This is a genomic window from Paenibacillus sp. 2TAB26 (assembly GCF_052115145.1).
Taxonomy (GTDB): Bacteria; Bacillota; Bacilli; order Paenibacillales; family Paenibacillaceae; genus Pristimantibacillus.
On sequence record NZ_JBFRGC010000011.1, the window covers coordinates 206,016 to 221,699 of the forward strand.

General features: G+C 41.3%; 14 protein-coding genes. 13 read left to right on the forward strand and 1 reads right to left on the reverse strand.

The genetic code is table 11. The annotated features are described in order from the left end of the window. Positions 1-32: 32 nt before the first annotated feature. The 5 genes from AB4Z50_RS15055 (at position 33) to AB4Z50_RS15075 (ending at position 5,654) form a co-directional block, all read left to right on the forward strand. Entirely contained in the window at positions 33-1,865 is a 1,833-nt protein-coding gene (locus AB4Z50_RS15055; protein ID WP_441880207.1) for a phosphoadenosine phosphosulfate reductase domain-containing protein, read from the forward strand. An 18-nt stretch (positions 1,866-1,883) separates the two neighbouring features. Further along, entirely contained in the window at positions 1,884-2,201 is a 318-nt protein-coding gene (locus AB4Z50_RS15060; RefSeq protein ID WP_441880209.1) for a hypothetical protein, read from the forward strand. Positions 2,202-2,402: 201 nt separating this feature from the next. Then, positions 2,403-4,160 carry an LPD1 domain-containing protein gene (locus AB4Z50_RS15065; protein WP_441880211.1) on the forward strand — a complete coding sequence of 586 codons (1,758 nt, stop codon included), beginning with the start codon at positions 2,403-2,405 and terminating at the stop codon, positions 4,158-4,160. Then, positions 4,153-4,332, forward strand: coding sequence for a Spo0E family sporulation regulatory protein-aspartic acid phosphatase (locus AB4Z50_RS15070; protein WP_441880213.1), 180 nt, complete (start codon positions 4,153-4,155; stop codon positions 4,330-4,332). The genes AB4Z50_RS15065 and AB4Z50_RS15070 overlap by 8 nt, the downstream gene beginning before the upstream one ends. Positions 4,333-5,084: 752 nt before the next feature. Continuing rightward, the gene (locus AB4Z50_RS15075; RefSeq protein ID WP_441880214.1) at positions 5,085-5,654 is read left to right on the forward strand and encodes a hypothetical protein; all 570 of its coding nucleotides are present in this window, start codon (positions 5,085-5,087) and stop codon (positions 5,652-5,654) included. 155 nt (positions 5,655-5,809) lie between these two features. On the opposite strand, the gene AB4Z50_RS15080 is transcribed toward AB4Z50_RS15075, so the two are convergent. Then, entirely contained in the window at positions 5,810-6,664 is an 855-nt protein-coding gene (locus AB4Z50_RS15080; RefSeq protein ID WP_441880216.1) for a hypothetical protein, read from the reverse strand. A 251-nt stretch (positions 6,665-6,915) separates the two neighbouring features. On the opposite strand from AB4Z50_RS15080, the gene AB4Z50_RS15085 reads away from it, so the two are divergent. From AB4Z50_RS15085 to AB4Z50_RS15120, 8 genes are all read left to right on the forward strand, one after another. Next, entirely contained in the window at positions 6,916-9,135 is a 2,220-nt protein-coding gene (locus AB4Z50_RS15085) for a glycoside hydrolase domain-containing protein (protein WP_441880218.1), read from the forward strand. Positions 9,136-9,253: 118 nt separating this feature from the next. Continuing rightward, entirely contained in the window at positions 9,254-9,781 is a 528-nt protein-coding gene (locus AB4Z50_RS15090) for a hypothetical protein (protein ID WP_441880220.1), read from the forward strand. A gap of 163 nt (positions 9,782-9,944) precedes the next feature. Further along, on the forward strand, positions 9,945-10,610 hold the full coding sequence (locus tag AB4Z50_RS15095; protein WP_441880222.1) for a hypothetical protein: 666 nt from the start codon (positions 9,945-9,947) through the stop codon (positions 10,608-10,610). A gap of 235 nt (positions 10,611-10,845) precedes the next feature. Further along, positions 10,846-11,112, forward strand: a complete 267-nt coding sequence (locus AB4Z50_RS15100; RefSeq protein ID WP_441880224.1) for a BhlA/UviB family holin-like peptide — start codon at positions 10,846-10,848, stop codon at positions 11,110-11,112. A gap of 1,055 nt (positions 11,113-12,167) precedes the next feature. Then, positions 12,168-12,728, forward strand: coding sequence for a GNAT family N-acetyltransferase (locus AB4Z50_RS15105; RefSeq protein WP_441880226.1), 561 nt, complete (start codon positions 12,168-12,170; stop codon positions 12,726-12,728). Between the two features lie 296 nt (positions 12,729-13,024). Continuing rightward, complete coding sequence (locus AB4Z50_RS15110; RefSeq protein WP_441880228.1) at positions 13,025-14,218, forward strand: restriction endonuclease; 1,194 nt, start codon at positions 13,025-13,027, stop codon at positions 14,216-14,218. 286 nt (positions 14,219-14,504) lie between these two features. Beyond that, a complete protein-coding gene (locus AB4Z50_RS15115; protein ID WP_441880238.1) occupies positions 14,505-15,176 on the forward strand; it encodes a transposase in 672 nt (223 codons plus the stop codon). Positions 15,177-15,247: 71 nt separating this feature from the next. After that, a complete protein-coding gene (locus tag AB4Z50_RS15120) occupies positions 15,248-15,514 on the forward strand; it encodes a hypothetical protein (protein ID WP_441880230.1) in 267 nt (88 codons plus the stop codon). Positions 15,515-15,684: the final 170 nt, after the last annotated feature.

The following is a 15,684-nucleotide window of genomic DNA, read 5'->3' on the forward strand; positions in this document are numbered from 1 at the left end:
TTTTTATGTCCATTATCAAGGAGGAGATTGGAATGGAAAAGTATATGTTCGTTGATCAAAAGCAAAAGGTGGCAGTTGATAAACGGCTAAAGGATTATAACAATCTAACGACAGATGTTTGGGATTATTTAGAGAATGCTGGCTTCCTATTTCATGGTACAGTACGTGATTGGACTGCTGTTTTTTTTCAGGAGACCTTTTATGTTTTGCACCATTTTATTAAAGACCAGCCTCAACAAGATTGTATACCAGCAAATAGCGGTTTGAGTTGGGAATTGATCTTTGAGCGCGATTCCCAAGCGGGCTCGCTTTTTTCATTTCTAGAGAAAAGCGGCTTTGAGTTGTACATTCCTGTACAAGCCATGATCGATGCAATTGTTGACGATGGAGAAGATTGGCATTATCAAAGTCCGAAACATAAATTCCAAATGTATTGTCTTCATAATACTTGCTCGTTGCATATTGAGGTATATATGCAGAACGTGATACCTCCTTATGGAGCAAACCGTGAACCGCAGGCTTATCCTGAAGATCGGTGCCAACCGTTTCTCGATTTTAACGTCGAGACATTGGATATTGGAAAGAGAGGCCGAACAAGGGTAACGGAGGGTGAGACATTAGATATTTTGGAAAAGCTAGATGAGGATTTGCTGGAAGCGACACGGGAACGAATTAAGAAAATCTATAATGAGAATACGAGAATTGGATTACTCAATAGCGGGGGAAAGGACAGCCGGACGGTTACACAGTTAATGCTCGAACATGCCATTAAATATCCTGATCCTTCGAAGAAGATCACTGTTATTAGTGCGGATACCCTAGTTGAAAATCCAGGTGTGAAATCGCTCATACATGATCTGAAGAACGCACTGGCTGAGGCGCTGCCATGGGTGGAATACCACATCGTTGAGCCAAGAGAAGATAATACACTTCTCGTATGTATAATCGGCAAGGGTTATCAGGCTCCATCTGTGACCTTTAAATATTGCGTTCGGAGATTAAAAATTGAGCCGGCACGTGAATTTCTGGAAGCAGTCTTTTTAGCCGAAGGGATCGAAGACACTTGTTTGGTCATGGGAAGTCGGGACAATGAAAGTGGTAACCGCAAGCGAAGCCTGCAGAAATACTTCGGGGAAGATTTCTATGGTCATCATCCAGTTGGTTCCATTCGAACGGCAAGTCCGATTCGTGACTGGACCAGTCAGGAAGTTGTGACCTATCTTGCATTCAACAGAGCACCATGGAGCCGGTACGGTGCTAGAAACACGGAGTTGTTGGCTTTCTATGGAGCTGCTGCCGGCAGTGAATGCCCATTAGGGGCTGCCGTCGTAAACGACAATGAAGCGATGATGCAATGTGGAAAAAGCGCGAGAACGGGGTGTTATCTTTGTACGATCTCCAATGATCGCAGCATGGGTAACTTAGTTTCTTCCTTTCCGGAATATGAAAAGTATTACCGATTCCGCAGTATCCTCAAAGCGATTGGACAAGACATTCGCTACGGCGGAATGGTAGGACTCCAGAGAGTGGGTATCTCGAAAATCGGAAGCGGGATAGGTGATTTAACGATCGATAGTCGATCACACCTACTTGAAAGCATGATTGATCTTGAAATTGAATGGCGGGAAAATGAAATCCGCGCAGCCTATCAAATGGTACTTCAACGTGAAACGATTGAGGGCTTTCCAGTTACCAGGCGTTTTAGAGAGGCAATATATATGATGTTAGGCGTAACAGGTGCGTTTCGAGGACTATCCTTTCATTCAGTATTTGATCCTTATGGAACTGGTGTTGATCAATTCAACGAGGAAGATGAAGTTGCAATTAAGCGGATATTAGCAGAAAAAAAATATCATCATGGTTAACGCATAGGAGGTTATATGTTGGATACAAGGAGCATTTCACAGTTTATTCATAACGAGAGAGATCAGATAAGGTTACTCATTCAAAAAGGCGTATACTCAATTGAGTTTGCACTCGGTCATTTGGCTGGACTTATAAATCTAGCAGCTGCCGAGAACCTTACAGGGGTTATGGAGGACATTAAAACCGACATACACCATCTCATTAATGATCAGTTATTTGGAGCTATTCAAGCTCGAAATGGAGATTCCGAACTAGATGGGATCATTCACTTTGAATCACCATATATGAAGCGACTAAGAGATGCATGGTCTCCCGATAGTAATAAATCGCATTAATTTGAGAATGTATTTGCTTTGCAAATTTATATTCACGTCAATAGAGGTAAATGTAGAAAATGAGAACACTACCTATCTAAGAGCATTTTACTCGGGTGACGGTCAGATTTTCTAATTAGATACCATAGTTATTCCCGGCCAGGCGGGGCGGACCTAAAAATCCCCCGCCTGGAAGCGGGGGTCTATGGAGGTTATACAATTATGGCGGAACAAAGAGAATTCACATTGTTCGATTATTTTGCAGAGACAAAGGAAGGCAGTACAGGAATAGTTAACGTTCTTAATAACAATCAGGTAACTACTTCCGGCGGCGGTAAGAGGTCGTTCTCCTATGACGTGGGTGCAGAATTGAAAGGTGCTCGTAAGCATCTCGCCGCAATAACTAAGTTTACCGATGAATGGTACGCAGAGCTCGAACTTGATCCGACACGGGCATTTGATGCGATTTGCAAGGATGAACTTCTTGGAGAATTTTCACCGGCTATACTTCGAGATCTTGGATACAGCTCGGAAGCCGCATATGCGGTGAAAATGATGTGGGATCGTGTAGCACAGCGTCCAGAAGACGATCCTAAGCAGCGGGAATATTTCGTTCAAGCTATAGAACAACTTAAATTAGTTTTTGCGGGATCATTCACGGAGAACGATTTCCGGTCTGCGTACGATCAATTGAGCAAGCAATTTGATAAAGGTTATTGGTCGATGAACAAGAGGGAGTTAGAAAAAAATCCAGAACTGATTAATTATCGATTTTGGCTCTCTCTTGGTAGTAAGTTCAAATACACATTCTTCGGCAAAAATAGAAAAGCAGCAGGCTTCCTTCAATTGTTCCAAAAGGCATTTCATTCTGAGGACGGAAAGGATTGGAAGTGGGCGGAGCCCAAATCCAAATCAGCATCTAAAAAAGTCAGCAAAGAACGCTGGGAGCGAAGGATTCCAGAAGAAGTGGTTCGATTATCTCTAGAACCTTCCGGTGTCAACAAACCTGAAGACCTAATAGAACATTATGGTTATCGTGGGGTGCAATTCGGTAAGTGGGTTGATGATGCAGCTGGGCGATACCATGTCTTATGTTGCGGTGATGCACATTCGGATCTTGCAAAAGTTCTTGAAATACCGCGTATGTCACTTAGCTTCTATGGTCGCCTTGGCATAGCATTCGGAGCCAGGGGAAGTGGTTCAGCGTCCGCGCATTACGAACCTGACCAAAATATATTCAATTTCACCAAACTTCGTGGTGGTGGATCTAAAGCGCATGAATGGGCTCATGCTCTGGACTTTAATCTCTACTCTCTATCGCATGGTTTTACAAACGGGAAGCGGGCACCACTGTCTGGAAACAGTGCAGGTGATAAAATACCTCGTACAGTGTCTAGAGCCTTTGAGCGGCTTATGAAGACGCTTAAAGAAGGTGATGGATACTTGGAGGTTATAGTACCTGATCAAATACCGCAGCCGTCCGGACGCTACAAGTCTGGTGTGCTGAAAAACCTTGAGAGATACGATTATAATGTATCAGAGGCGCTTGGCGGATTGAAAGGTACGTACCGTCTTTCGACTAAACAATGGCATGAGGTGGGTTTCACTTACTGCCAAATGCTTCACGATCTGGGTAGAGAAGTACCAAATGCTTTCTATGTCCCGACAGATTCAAGTGCATTTTATCTTGATGCAATATCTCGTGGTACATACTGGCGGCGTGATCATGAGTTATTCGCCCGCGCCTTTGAAGCGTGGATAGAGGACGAGCTATTTGAACGTGGATTAACTAACTCGTATTTGGTCTGTGGGACCCGCTTAAGTGGTCCTTATCCTCAAGGTGGAGAGAGAGTAGCCATCAATAATGCTTTTCGAACATGGTGGCGAGTCTTATTTGATACCGGCCTCCTCCAAGATGAGCAGCTATGGTCAAACCATACATATCTGCCGATAAATAGGATGGAGGGGTCTCATGGATAAAATAGATCGTACTCTGGAGGCCATTGAACGCACGCGACAAAAGATGATAGAAGCAAGCGAACAGTATGGATTGTCTTCCAAAGAGGTACTGAAGATATCACAAGAATTAGATATATTGCTCAATAACTATCAGAATAGCAAGGAGTCAAAGGTTTGGGTCTCCTTTAGATAATATTTAAGACTGCTCCTACTAAGGGGCAGTCTTTTTTGTTTTATCATGATCCAGGAAGACTTCTATTATTTACAATGATGAATCTTTAAATCTTAAAGATTGTCTTTATTAGATACTATGTGCTGCTTAGATTGTATTTATTCGTTATCAAATTTTGATAGGGAGGGATCAAAATTTGATAGAGGAGGGGATCATTTTTTGATAAGTGGATTTCGCCTTTCAAATTCTGATATCCCCCTATCAAAATTTGAAAGGCGAAAAAACAGGGGGTATGTCGCACATCAAATTTTGATAGGCGTCGCCTTTCAGAATTTGATGTGCTGGGTTTCAAGCATTGATATAGGGGGATCAGAATTTTTAGGGCTGGGTATCATCTATTGATGGGGGCACTCCCTAAAAGTTGTGTGAGATGGTATAGCCCACCCCGATTTAGCAACATAACTAGCAATATTGTAAAGGATTTCAAATTCCGCTTTCAATCAATTTTAGACAGTTCATTTAGAGAATTATAATATTGTTCTTTCCAGAATGTAGCCAGTTCCTTTAATGCTACCTTGGTGTTTCACCATGTTGTTCGTTCAAGAATGTAGCGATTCCTTTAAAGCTTCCTAGAGGTGAACACATGCTACTGGGTTTTTGGAACTTTTTTACTAGTTCCTCCTTGTGTCCGTCACACGGATCAATTTTGTGGCGACATAGCTAAGTATAAAGTCGGCACGCTGACTTTAACTAATCTAGTAGGGGGATTTAAAATGGGTACGATTAATGTTAACAGATCGGGTTTCAATGTTAAGGTTGAGGACAGCGACCACAGCACACAAATCGGAACAATTTACGACAATGAGGTTTGGTGTTATGACAAAGCTGATACGAGTCCAGGTTATGCGGTAATTAAGTTCCGGAATTCCGCAGGTCAAGTTGTCAAGGGGTACATGTTTATGACCGGTTTCAGCAACTTGCAAAGTCCTTACGGAGATCATTCAAGCTCGACCACATCGTTGTACGACTATAGTAGTAGCAAAAACATGACTCATGATGTTTTTAATGTTCGCCATGCGACAACGATTTATAAGCCAAATGCTTCTTCGTCAGGAATTACTATTCCTGCAGGTGGTCAAGTGGCTATGCGTGACTCAGAAGCGGGGGATTCAGGATCGTCCAATCCGGATTGGTTGTTGATTCGTTATTATCGTACTACGGCTACCGGTACCTGGAATTCCATTTATGCAGGGACCAGCAATACGGATTACCATGGTTTCGTTCCAGTCGGTCTAGCCAAGGGTTCTACGAAAAGCACAATTTCGGTTTATGGCAGCTGGTAAAAATCGCAAAAGATGCCATTGTCAAATCAAAGGCATCTTGTTTCGCAAACTAGGCTTGCTTGAGTATAGATAAACAAAGGTAATCCTTGTGATAAAAAAGGTACAGTCACTTGAGTGACCGTACCTTTTTTGAACAAGGGATCTATCAATTGTCTTTATTTATCAGTGCTGATTTGTTCCTTCATTGGCATTGACAAATTCTCTTCTGGAATTGGCCTTTCGTCGGGCTTCACTCCATCGATTGTCATCTTATTCCCGAACATGTAAGTGTCATAGCGTTGCAGGATGTCTCGTGCTTTCATAAAGCGAGTATCTACGGATAATTCGCGTATCATGGCATGTTCTTCTTCCTCGTTAATACCATTTACGTCGGCTGGTTCCGTATTGGACCAAGAAAGGTTATCGATTGCACCGGCATATGCCTTATCAACTTCAAAAACGATACTGAGTAGTCCACCATCCTTTTTTCTACCCCATGGAATGGCAACTCCTTCACTGCTTTCCTTTACGAATTCTTTTGCGCGCTCAAGCTCGTCAGCGTACAACGTTTTGAACTGTTCCCAATCGACATTTAGGAGTCGTTCAACTTCAAAAGAGTCAAGCTCGAAGTCACCCAATCCCTGCGTTTCAGCACTTCCTAGAATATAAGCATCAATCACTTTGTACGAGTGTGTAAGTAGGAGCTTCGTTTCTGTACTGCGATTCTCAACAAATTGCAACACATCGGTATCCATACGCTTGGAAATACCTGAATCGTCGGTCTTAAAAATGTATCCCTTCTTTGTTTCTTCTTTACCTGTTAGAGGGTTGTACTCAACATAGTCTGCTTCAGAAAGCGTAGTCTTTGGTACAGACGATACTTCGGGTGAAAAAGCAACTGAGGTATCCCTTTGCATGCTTTCAGAACTCGCCTGTTCACTTCTTTTTGTGTATTCAGCTGAAGCATAAGCTGACCCCCCTGCAACGAAGACAAGTGCTAACGCGCCTGCAACAATCCTTGATAGTTTCAAAATATCTCCTCCTTATACTCGGAATCCTTGTTTATTATTGGACGAATCTAAATAAGGAATGTTGCGCAATTAAGAAAATATGGCCAACCAATAAACGAACGCTTCAAATGCTGTGCAGCGAGATATAAATAGTTTAATTTACTTACCATAAGTCACAATTTAAGGAACAGTTACGACATGTATGATCAGAGGCTGCAAATTCAGTGAATGGAAGAGCCCATATACAAATTAAAAGAAAAGAGGTTGATATTATGGATCAAATGGTGCTTACAGTTCAAGAGTGGGTAAATGAAACCTATGCAAATAACCCTAACTACGCTCAAATCGAAGAAAATGGAAAAACAGGATGGCCAACGATTACAGCTCTTACAACAGCGCTACAAATTGAACTTGGCATTCCATCACCTAATGGGACTTTCGGGCCGACAACAACAAATCTCTGCCCTACACTTTCGACGACTTCGGATGCTACAAATCCTAAAACAAAGAACATCATTAAAATTCTCCAAGGTGCTCTTTACTGTAAGGGATACAATCCAACCGGCATAACAGGAACATACGGGAACAACACAAAAGCAGCCATTACTACATTTCAGACGGATGCTGGAATGCCAAATGCAAATGGGATTACGACGCCCATGTACTTTAAAGCACTACTGAATATGGATGCATATGTTAATGTTGGCGATCCTAAGGTGCGGATTATTCAACAGAATTTAAATAAAAATTATTCCCACGTTATTGGTTTAATTGCTTGTGACGGGCGATACTCTAGGACGACAAATAAAGCATTAATTTATGCCTTGCAAATTGAAGAGGGGATTCCTGAGCCCAATGGTACCTTCGGTCCTTCGACAACAGCTCTTCTCCCAAACTTGTCACAGGGAAGCACGCTAACGAAATTCAATTCTATTCTTCAATATTCGTTATATGTTAATGGCTTTGATCCAAACGGATTCGACGGATCGTTTGGTCCAGGTTGCCGGGAAGCTGTTCGTCGATTCCAAGCTTTTTGTATGCTCACAGTTGATGGTAATGTTGGTAAGCAAACTTGGGCATCCCTGCTCGTTAGTACAGGAGACAAAACAAGGAAGGGTACTGCAATTGACTGTGTGACCACGATTACCCCTGCACGAGCTCAAACGTTAGTCAGCAATGGTTACACAACCGTCGGACGTTATATTATTGGTGACTGGAAAAAAATCAAACCTGGCGAATTGGATACCATTTTTGGAGCGGGGATGAAGGTCTATCCCATTTATCAATCCTCAGGTAACAATTTGAACTATTTTAACCCTACACAAGGGGCAAAAGATGCTAAAGGTGCTCTAATTGCAGCGAATAGCTATGGATTTCCATCCGGAACCATTATTTACTTTGCTGTTGATTTCGACGCTCTTGACGGGGATGTAAGTACCAATATCATCCCACACTTTAGAGCCTTGTTTAACAAAATGAACGCTCTAGGCGGCAGATATCGGATAGGCATTTATGGACCAAGAAACGTTTGTAGCCGTGTTGCTGCAGCAGGCTATTCCATCAGCAGCTTCGTCTGTGATATGTCGACTGGGTTTAGTGGGAATTTGGGTTACCCGCTCCCACAGGATTGGGCATTCGATCAAATTTCAACCATTACAATCGGTAGCGGTGATGGTCTTATTGAGATAGATAACAATATCAATTCGGGTAGAAATCCTGGTGTCTCATTTGTTGGTTCACCTATCGAGATAACCACTCTTGATGACGAGCTTTTCAAAGAACAGTACAGATCAACTTTAGAAAGCCAGTTAATCACTCTTGCAAATACACACATGAGTGCAGCCCAAATATTGAAGGCAGTACGTTTTCGGGAAGACGCTGTAGCTAAAGTATTTGAGTATGACAATTTAATTACTCAACTTAGCCAAACCTACAGCATGCGAAAAGCAATGATTCAGGCTGTTCTATTTCGAGAATTGTGCTTCGAAGGAGCAGAGGACATTGGGAAGGACGCTTTTGTAAGGTCTTATTACAATTATAAAAAGAGTTACGAGACTTGGGATAACTTGCCGCTAGCACTTAAATTAATTACGCCAGCCCCAACGTACCCTATTGGAGCCGTAGATGACTGTAGCACTGGCCACGGACAAATTTTTGCGAGTACGGCCATTGATTCAAATAACTATGCTGTACAAAGTGGAATTATTTCTGGACAAATATACGATGCCGCAGATTGGAATGACAAAGGGCTGGTTTGGGAAAAGCTAAATACGGACCAGGTTTATAATATTAGTACATGTGCCCTTGTTCTCATTCGTGCTGCAAATCTAGTTTCATTGAATCAAATTTATTATGAGTATGATGCTACAAAGACGAAAAAAGTAATTACACGTTATAACGGTACTGGGGATGAAGCTGTCCTATATGGTGATGAAACCTATCAGTACTACATGGTTTTTGAACAATTCAATAAATTGATCCGTGAACAATAATAGGACCTCTTAAAACCGCCTAAGCATTTGCTTGGCGGTTTTTTATGTTGAAAGAAACTTTATCCATTTCACTTACGTTTATAAAAAAAGAGTGCATTTAATGAGAAGGGGCATGCTCATGAAAAGGATTTTATGGATAGGATCAATTATTGCCATATTCATAATTGGCGTTATATTGGTGCTTCAGTCTGGTACAAGCAAAGAACGGGTGTCAGAGCAATTTGCAGCACACCTTTTTAATTATCCGCTCCCGGCTGAAACTTCACTTATTACAAAGTATCAATTCAATGGCAAAAATTTTATTGATGGAGGAGGAAGTGGGGGATACTGGAACGTAGTAGCGATAATAGCTTTAAGCTCAACTCTAACAAGGCAAGAAATTCTTGCTTATTATCAGGGAATTGAACCGTTCCCATACCCTAAAGGGAAGCGGGCTGGTGTAGAATTAGAGATCTATTTTGAGGACAACAATGAAAAGGTGATTATCCCTGCTGCTGGCTTCTATTTTCGAGATAAGGATAAACGGATGAGAACCATCTCAACCTATCTTGAAGAACCAGATACTCAAGCCAACCAAGCATCAGCTACAACTAAGTATTTTCTACAAATTGCTAGCGGATTTGATTACTTTTTAAACATAGATTGAATGCTTATCGCGTTCAACCCAAGCCGTGGTCAGGATGTATAGACCTCGGCTTTTTTCATTGACCAAACTTCCAAAAGATGATAAATTTGGTTAAGTGTCACGAACAAGTGTTCCCATCCGACATACATAAATAGAAACAAAAAATCGGGGGGATGCACACATTATGAAAAAAACTATCAATAATTGTCGATTAAATGACCTTGCGTATAACTTCGCTCAAAACCAAGACCAGTGGGCATTTAGCCAATTGTTTCTGGAATTAAAATCACTCATTACTAATAGAGCAAGAAATTCATATCAACGCGCACAACGAACAGGGGTAAATATACCTTTGGAGGACTTTATTTCTCAATTTAACCAAGGATTATTTCAGGCAACCATGGGATACGACATTGAGCTTGGAGATTTTTTACCACGTTATTACGCCAATGTAAGATTAAAGGAAGCAGATGTATGGCGGAGTTATGAGACTCGGGGCAAAATCCAACCGGATCGCAAATATGAGAAGGCAAGGCTTCTCACATTCTCATTAGATAAACCAGCCGGAAAGGATGATTTGGATGAAGCGAGCTCTACTTTACTTGAACTGGTTCAATCACCATCTGCGGAAGATCATTATTTCGAAAGGGAGCATTCAAGGACGCTTGTAAGCGAGTTCTCAAAGCTTAACAAAAGATATGCATCCGTTGTTCAACTCTTAGATCATGGTTACCCGCTAAAAGAAATTGCTTCACTAATGGGTGAGACGACGTACAACTCAAAAGTGAGAAAACTTGTTCAACGTACAAAGGTTAAATTTGGTGAGTATCTCCATAGTCGAATCTACTGAGACCATTCCTGTATTGAAGTAATTTGAGCTTTAATTGAAAAAGATACCTTTGTATACTCGGAATTTTTTTCTCGACCGGATGATAGCTGAAGTAGGAGATCTAAACAAATATGATCACGGTCAACAAATTATTTGGCTCGCCGAGCTGAACCTCATAAAGAACAGTTCCGTAAGAGCAAGGGCATCCCTTAGACAAAACAGGAGAGAACATTACTTTATAGTGGGAGGTTAATTCATGAATCAGCAAATTATCGAAGTTGCAATGAAGCAAGGCATTTGGGCCGTTCTGTTTATCTACTTATTTTATTACCAACTTAAGGAAAGTAGGCGAAGAGAGCAAGAAAGCATCGAGCGAGAACGTAAGGTTTTAGAATTCATTTCCGACATAGCCAAGCAGTTTGAAGGGCTTGTAAAACAATACGAAAAACTATCGGAGGATGTTCAGGATATTAGAATGGAATTAAGTCATCAAAACAAATCCTATAACTCTAACGTTACTTAGTTATCTTTGCATGCGCATCCTCGCTTTGGAAAGAAAATAAAGTATTAGACTGAAACAGCACGCTGCACGGCGAAGCTGCAGCTCGCGCTCCTGATTAATCTTCCGGAGGAAACATAATAAGCCGACTATACTTACAAATAACCACCATCGAGGTCTTTCATATTTTTCAAATACTCTTTTATTTCAACTTTTCTCCAATTTGTTCGCCCTTTCGAATTCAATTCTGTCATTTTATTATATCGGAATTGGTATTTGTTTCATGTAGATAATGATATTTGCGTACATTCTAAAAATCATACTAAGGATTTCAATGTATATGAGCCGTTCCAATAGGGGCGGCTTTTGTCTGTTTTTTCAAAAGAGAGAGCTGCGGGGTAATCGTATTTTACGTAGTCAAGGAGTCCTCCTAGTTAGGGAGGGTGCCACCGAGAGTGGTCAGGAATAGACACGCAGTGGCCATGGTCACTGTGGGAAGGTAGTCGGCCTGTTCATTGCCTCGTGCACTGCTGCTCGTCGCCGTGGCTCGCGCAGCTTGCTTGGCGGGGCAGTTCAAAGATCGCTGTCAAGAGCGGCAACGAAGTGATGGTGTGTTCTTTCGAGCGGACTCTCGAGGTGTTCCCACGGCGAGTTCGCACCAGCGACTCGTCTTCTCTACCTTCACAATTGTTAACATTGTAAACAGTGTTAACACTAATAATAACAGCGTATTTATGTTAACAATTCATCCAAATTGTTTCGTGCCATTGCTCACGCCGAACCAATACTTCCGAAATTTCCTAACGGATTGAAGATTGGAGTTACGCTTCAACTAAAAGGGAAGTAAGTATTTGGAATTAAAGAAGGAAAATATCATTGATTGAAGATTATAGTTAGATAACTTGATGAGACATCGCGTGATTAAGCTAAATGGGAACGATAGTTGAATAAACACGATGAAACGGCTGCTATGAATCTGGCTGCCATTTTCTCAACTAACGGGCAGCGTAGCCGCATCCTGCCTATTTGTTTCAATAATAAGGATTTTTTTGTATGATAGGGTAAAAAGAGGCTATGCAATGAATCCTATAATGATCGATTTTCCAGATGAGTTTTTTACAGAAAGACTTATTATTAGAACGCCAAAGCCAGGGGATGGCAAGATTGTAAGTGAGGCTGTCAATGCTTCAATTGAGGAGCTAAAGCCTTGGATGAAGTGGGCACAGACACAGCATACTGAATATGATTCAGAAGTTGGTATAAGAGAAGCACACGTTAAGTTTTTACTCCGTGAAAACCTAAGGCTTCTTGTATTTTTGAAGGGTTCTGGGCAGTTCATAGCTTCTTCAAGCTTACACAATATTGACTGGGATGTAAGGAAGTTTGAGATAGGTTACTGGATTGACACGCGATATAGTGGAAAAGGCTATATGATTGAAGCAGTTCAAGGTATCTGTGATTTTGCATTTAATCAATTGAATGCTCGAAGATTGGAGATACGCTGTGATACAAAAAACAGCAAAAGCAAGGCGATACCTGAACGATTGAAGTTTATCCTCGAAGGTATAATTAAAAACGAAGATCTTTCAGTTGATGGAAGTGAGCTTAGGGATACATTCATATTTGCAAAGATAAAATGACATAAATTTAACGTTTTGGATTCAACTAACGGGAAACGTTAGCTCCAAAAACATTAAAACGAGGCTGCCGGCAGCTGCTCCTTAATTTTCAATTCCGTTTGCAGTTCTATCTAGTTCGCGAAACGCTTGAACTCGAGTGAAAAAGATAGGAAGGCGATAAGGTACACTATTTCCATTTTTCTATTAACGTGGTAAAATAATCTAGACCGAAAGCATCGGCAAAGTACAAGCTCTATGGAGGGAAGGAATCCCCCTAGAGCTTTTTTTCTATCAATTTTTGTAGAAGGTGAATGGAATTGTACGATTCGTTGAAAGAATTTTTTGGGTATCCTGACTATTTAGATACAATTTTCGCGTTGTTGGGATATGGTTTAATTGGTTTGATGGTTTTGGTATTTATAAAATTCTATCTCATTGATGATGTGATTTTTAAAAAATGCTACCACGGAGTCAAATTCGGATACGTTAAGTTGAAATGTGAAAAATGTCGGAATGACAAAATAAGAGCTGATAATGGAATTGAAGAAGAAGAAGAAGAAGAAGTGCCGGCACCAAAAACAGTTTATAGATTAGGGCATTGTAGGGCATGTGGAATTGAAGTTGAGAAACGATTCCGACACCTTTCCATTAAACCTGGTCAAAAGTTAAAGTACGACGAGAAAGAGATTACCGAATTTGCTCAGAAAAACAGTTTCAATTCATTATTCAAAGAGCAACTACACTTGCGACATTATCCTCCAGTCGGATACTATCCGAATTATTGCAAAAAATGTGTGGTTGAACACACGAAACAGAACTATAAGAGAATTTATAAGCTAAGGACTTGGAAAGACGCCTTCCAAATATCTTCTTGGTTGCCGTTCTTGGGTGTTATTATTGGATTTTTAACAGAATGGCTGAGCTTCAAAAATATCATTCTTCTAACACTCGGATATTTCTTGCTAGCAATTATAATACGATTTTTATTTGGAAATTTTATTTCGCCAAAAACTCAAGCAGAGGAAGAGTTATGGAATCAAATTTCGGTGCACGATAAAATACAAAAGGCTCTGAATTTTATAGAGAAGATGGACAAAGAGGAAGCTGAGGCTCGAGAACGAATCCGGTTACGGAATACCAGTAGAATTGATGAAATCGACCAGATGACCGGCATTCAATTCGAACAACGATTGGCACGATATTTTAAGAACTGCGGTTATTCTGTAAAAGATACAGCGGTGAGCGGCGACCACGGAGCTGACTTGGTACTCCAAAAGGGTAATGTTCGAATCGCTGTGCAAGCAAAAAGATATGGCCGAAAAACAAGTGTAGGCAATGCAGCAGTCCAAGAAGCAATTGCCGGTAAGATTATGTATGATTGCACGGAATGTTATGTCATAACCACTTCGTATTTCACGAAAGCAGCCATCGAGTTAGCCAACAAGGCTAAGGTCCGACTCATAAATCGAGACGAACTCGTCCGAATGCTTGGAAATGAAGTTGCTTCATAAAACGTACAAAAAAACACTGAGGGAAAATAGCATCAATGTTTTTTTCTAAATCTCTCGAGTATTCGTTTAATCTCCGTTCTAAGCTATCGGGGAACGATAGTTGAGAATCAAAAGGGCTGCCGCGTGGCCAATGTCATTAAGTTAAGGTGTAAGTTCAATAGAATGCAAAAGAGCAGGTTATCAAAAAGATAGCCTGCTCTTTTTTTGCCCAAATGAGGAAAAAGAACTTGACAGGCGATTGTAAGTGTGTGGCGAAGCCCCTTGAAAAAACCAAACGTACAAGGATATCAGGGATTACCATGGGTATCGAYTACTTGCTATTGACGGTTCGGATTTACATATCACAACGGATCCAACTGAYAAGAATAGCTTCTTTCAAAGTCAACCCAACACGAAAGGCTATAACCTCCTGCATTTGAACGCAGCGTACGATCTATGTAACAGACTTTACGTGGATGCTCTTGTCCAGCCAAAAAGGCTAATTAACGAGGGAAGGGCGCTGGCAACCATGGTTGATCGTTCGCCCATCAAGAGCAAAACCATTGTGATTGCGGACAGAGGCTATGAAAGCTACAACAATTTCGCGCATATTGAACGTAAAGGGTGGCACTATGTCATTCGGGTAAAGGATTTGAATTCCAGTGGTATTCTGTCTAGCTTACGTTTGCCCGCTAGCGGAGAGTTTGATCGGGACATTCATCTGACACTTACCAGAAAACAAACCAAAGCGTTCCAGGCTTATCCTGGTTACAAATTCCTTCCGACCAATTCTACATTTGATTTTTTGGATATGCATGAGAACATGRTTTACCCGCTATCTTTTCGGGTTGTTCGTTTCATCCTACCTGACGGCGCTTATGAAACCGTCATTACGAATCTTTCTGCCGCAGACTTCCCTCCCGATGAACTCAGATCCCTTTATCACATGCGATGGGGCATTGAAACCTCGTTGCATTRAAATACACGGTTGGTCTGACAAGTTTTCACGCAAAGAAGCAAGCGTTCATCGCCCAAGAGATTTATGCCAGAATGATTCTATACAACTTCGCTGAAATGATGACCTCGCACGTCGTCATTTCGCAAATGGATAAACGGCACCAATATCAAGTCAATTTCACGGTTGCCGTTCTCGTTTGCAGACAATTCTTGCGCTCTCGAGGCGATGAACCCCCGCTCGATGTTGAAGCGCTGATTCGAAAAAACATTTTGCCGATTCGACCCATTCGCCCGGGACAAAAGAATACGCGCAAAATCCGATATAAATCAGCTGTCAGCTTCGTCTACAGAGTAGCATAATTCGATTCATATGAACATTTTTTTAAGCGGATCGTCCATCCGTTTGTTTGCTGTTCCTATTTATCAGTCTTGCATCAAAAAAATAAACGGCACAGGGCTTTTCCCATGCCGTTTCAGATTCACTTTCTATTTACGATCTTGTCTCGGAGATTAACTTAATGACATTGGCC

Coding starts and splice junctions, on each gene's coding strand:
- AB4Z50_RS15105 (WP_441880226.1), top strand. CDS start 12,168: ATGAATCCTATAATGATCGATTTTCCAGATGAGTTTTTTACAGAAAGA.
- AB4Z50_RS15100 (WP_441880224.1), top strand. CDS start 10,846: ATGAATCAGCAAATTATCGAAGTTGCAATGAAGCAAGGCATTTGGGCC.
- AB4Z50_RS15095 (WP_441880222.1), top strand. CDS start 9,945: ATGAAAAAAACTATCAATAATTGTCGATTAAATGACCTTGCGTATAAC.
- AB4Z50_RS15070 (WP_441880213.1), top strand. CDS start 4,153: ATGGATAAAATAGATCGTACTCTGGAGGCCATTGAACGCACGCGACAA.
- AB4Z50_RS15065 (WP_441880211.1), top strand. CDS start 2,403: ATGGCGGAACAAAGAGAATTCACATTGTTCGATTATTTTGCAGAGACA.
- AB4Z50_RS15075 (WP_441880214.1), top strand. CDS start 5,085: ATGGGTACGATTAATGTTAACAGATCGGGTTTCAATGTTAAGGTTGAG.
- AB4Z50_RS15090 (WP_441880220.1), top strand. CDS start 9,254: ATGAAAAGGATTTTATGGATAGGATCAATTATTGCCATATTCATAATT.
- AB4Z50_RS15085 (WP_441880218.1), top strand. CDS start 6,916: ATGGATCAAATGGTGCTTACAGTTCAAGAGTGGGTAAATGAAACCTAT.
- AB4Z50_RS15055 (WP_441880207.1), top strand. CDS start 33: ATGGAAAAGTATATGTTCGTTGATCAAAAGCAAAAGGTGGCAGTTGAT.
- AB4Z50_RS15120 (WP_441880230.1), top strand. CDS start 15,248: ATGATTCTATACAACTTCGCTGAAATGATGACCTCGCACGTCGTCATT.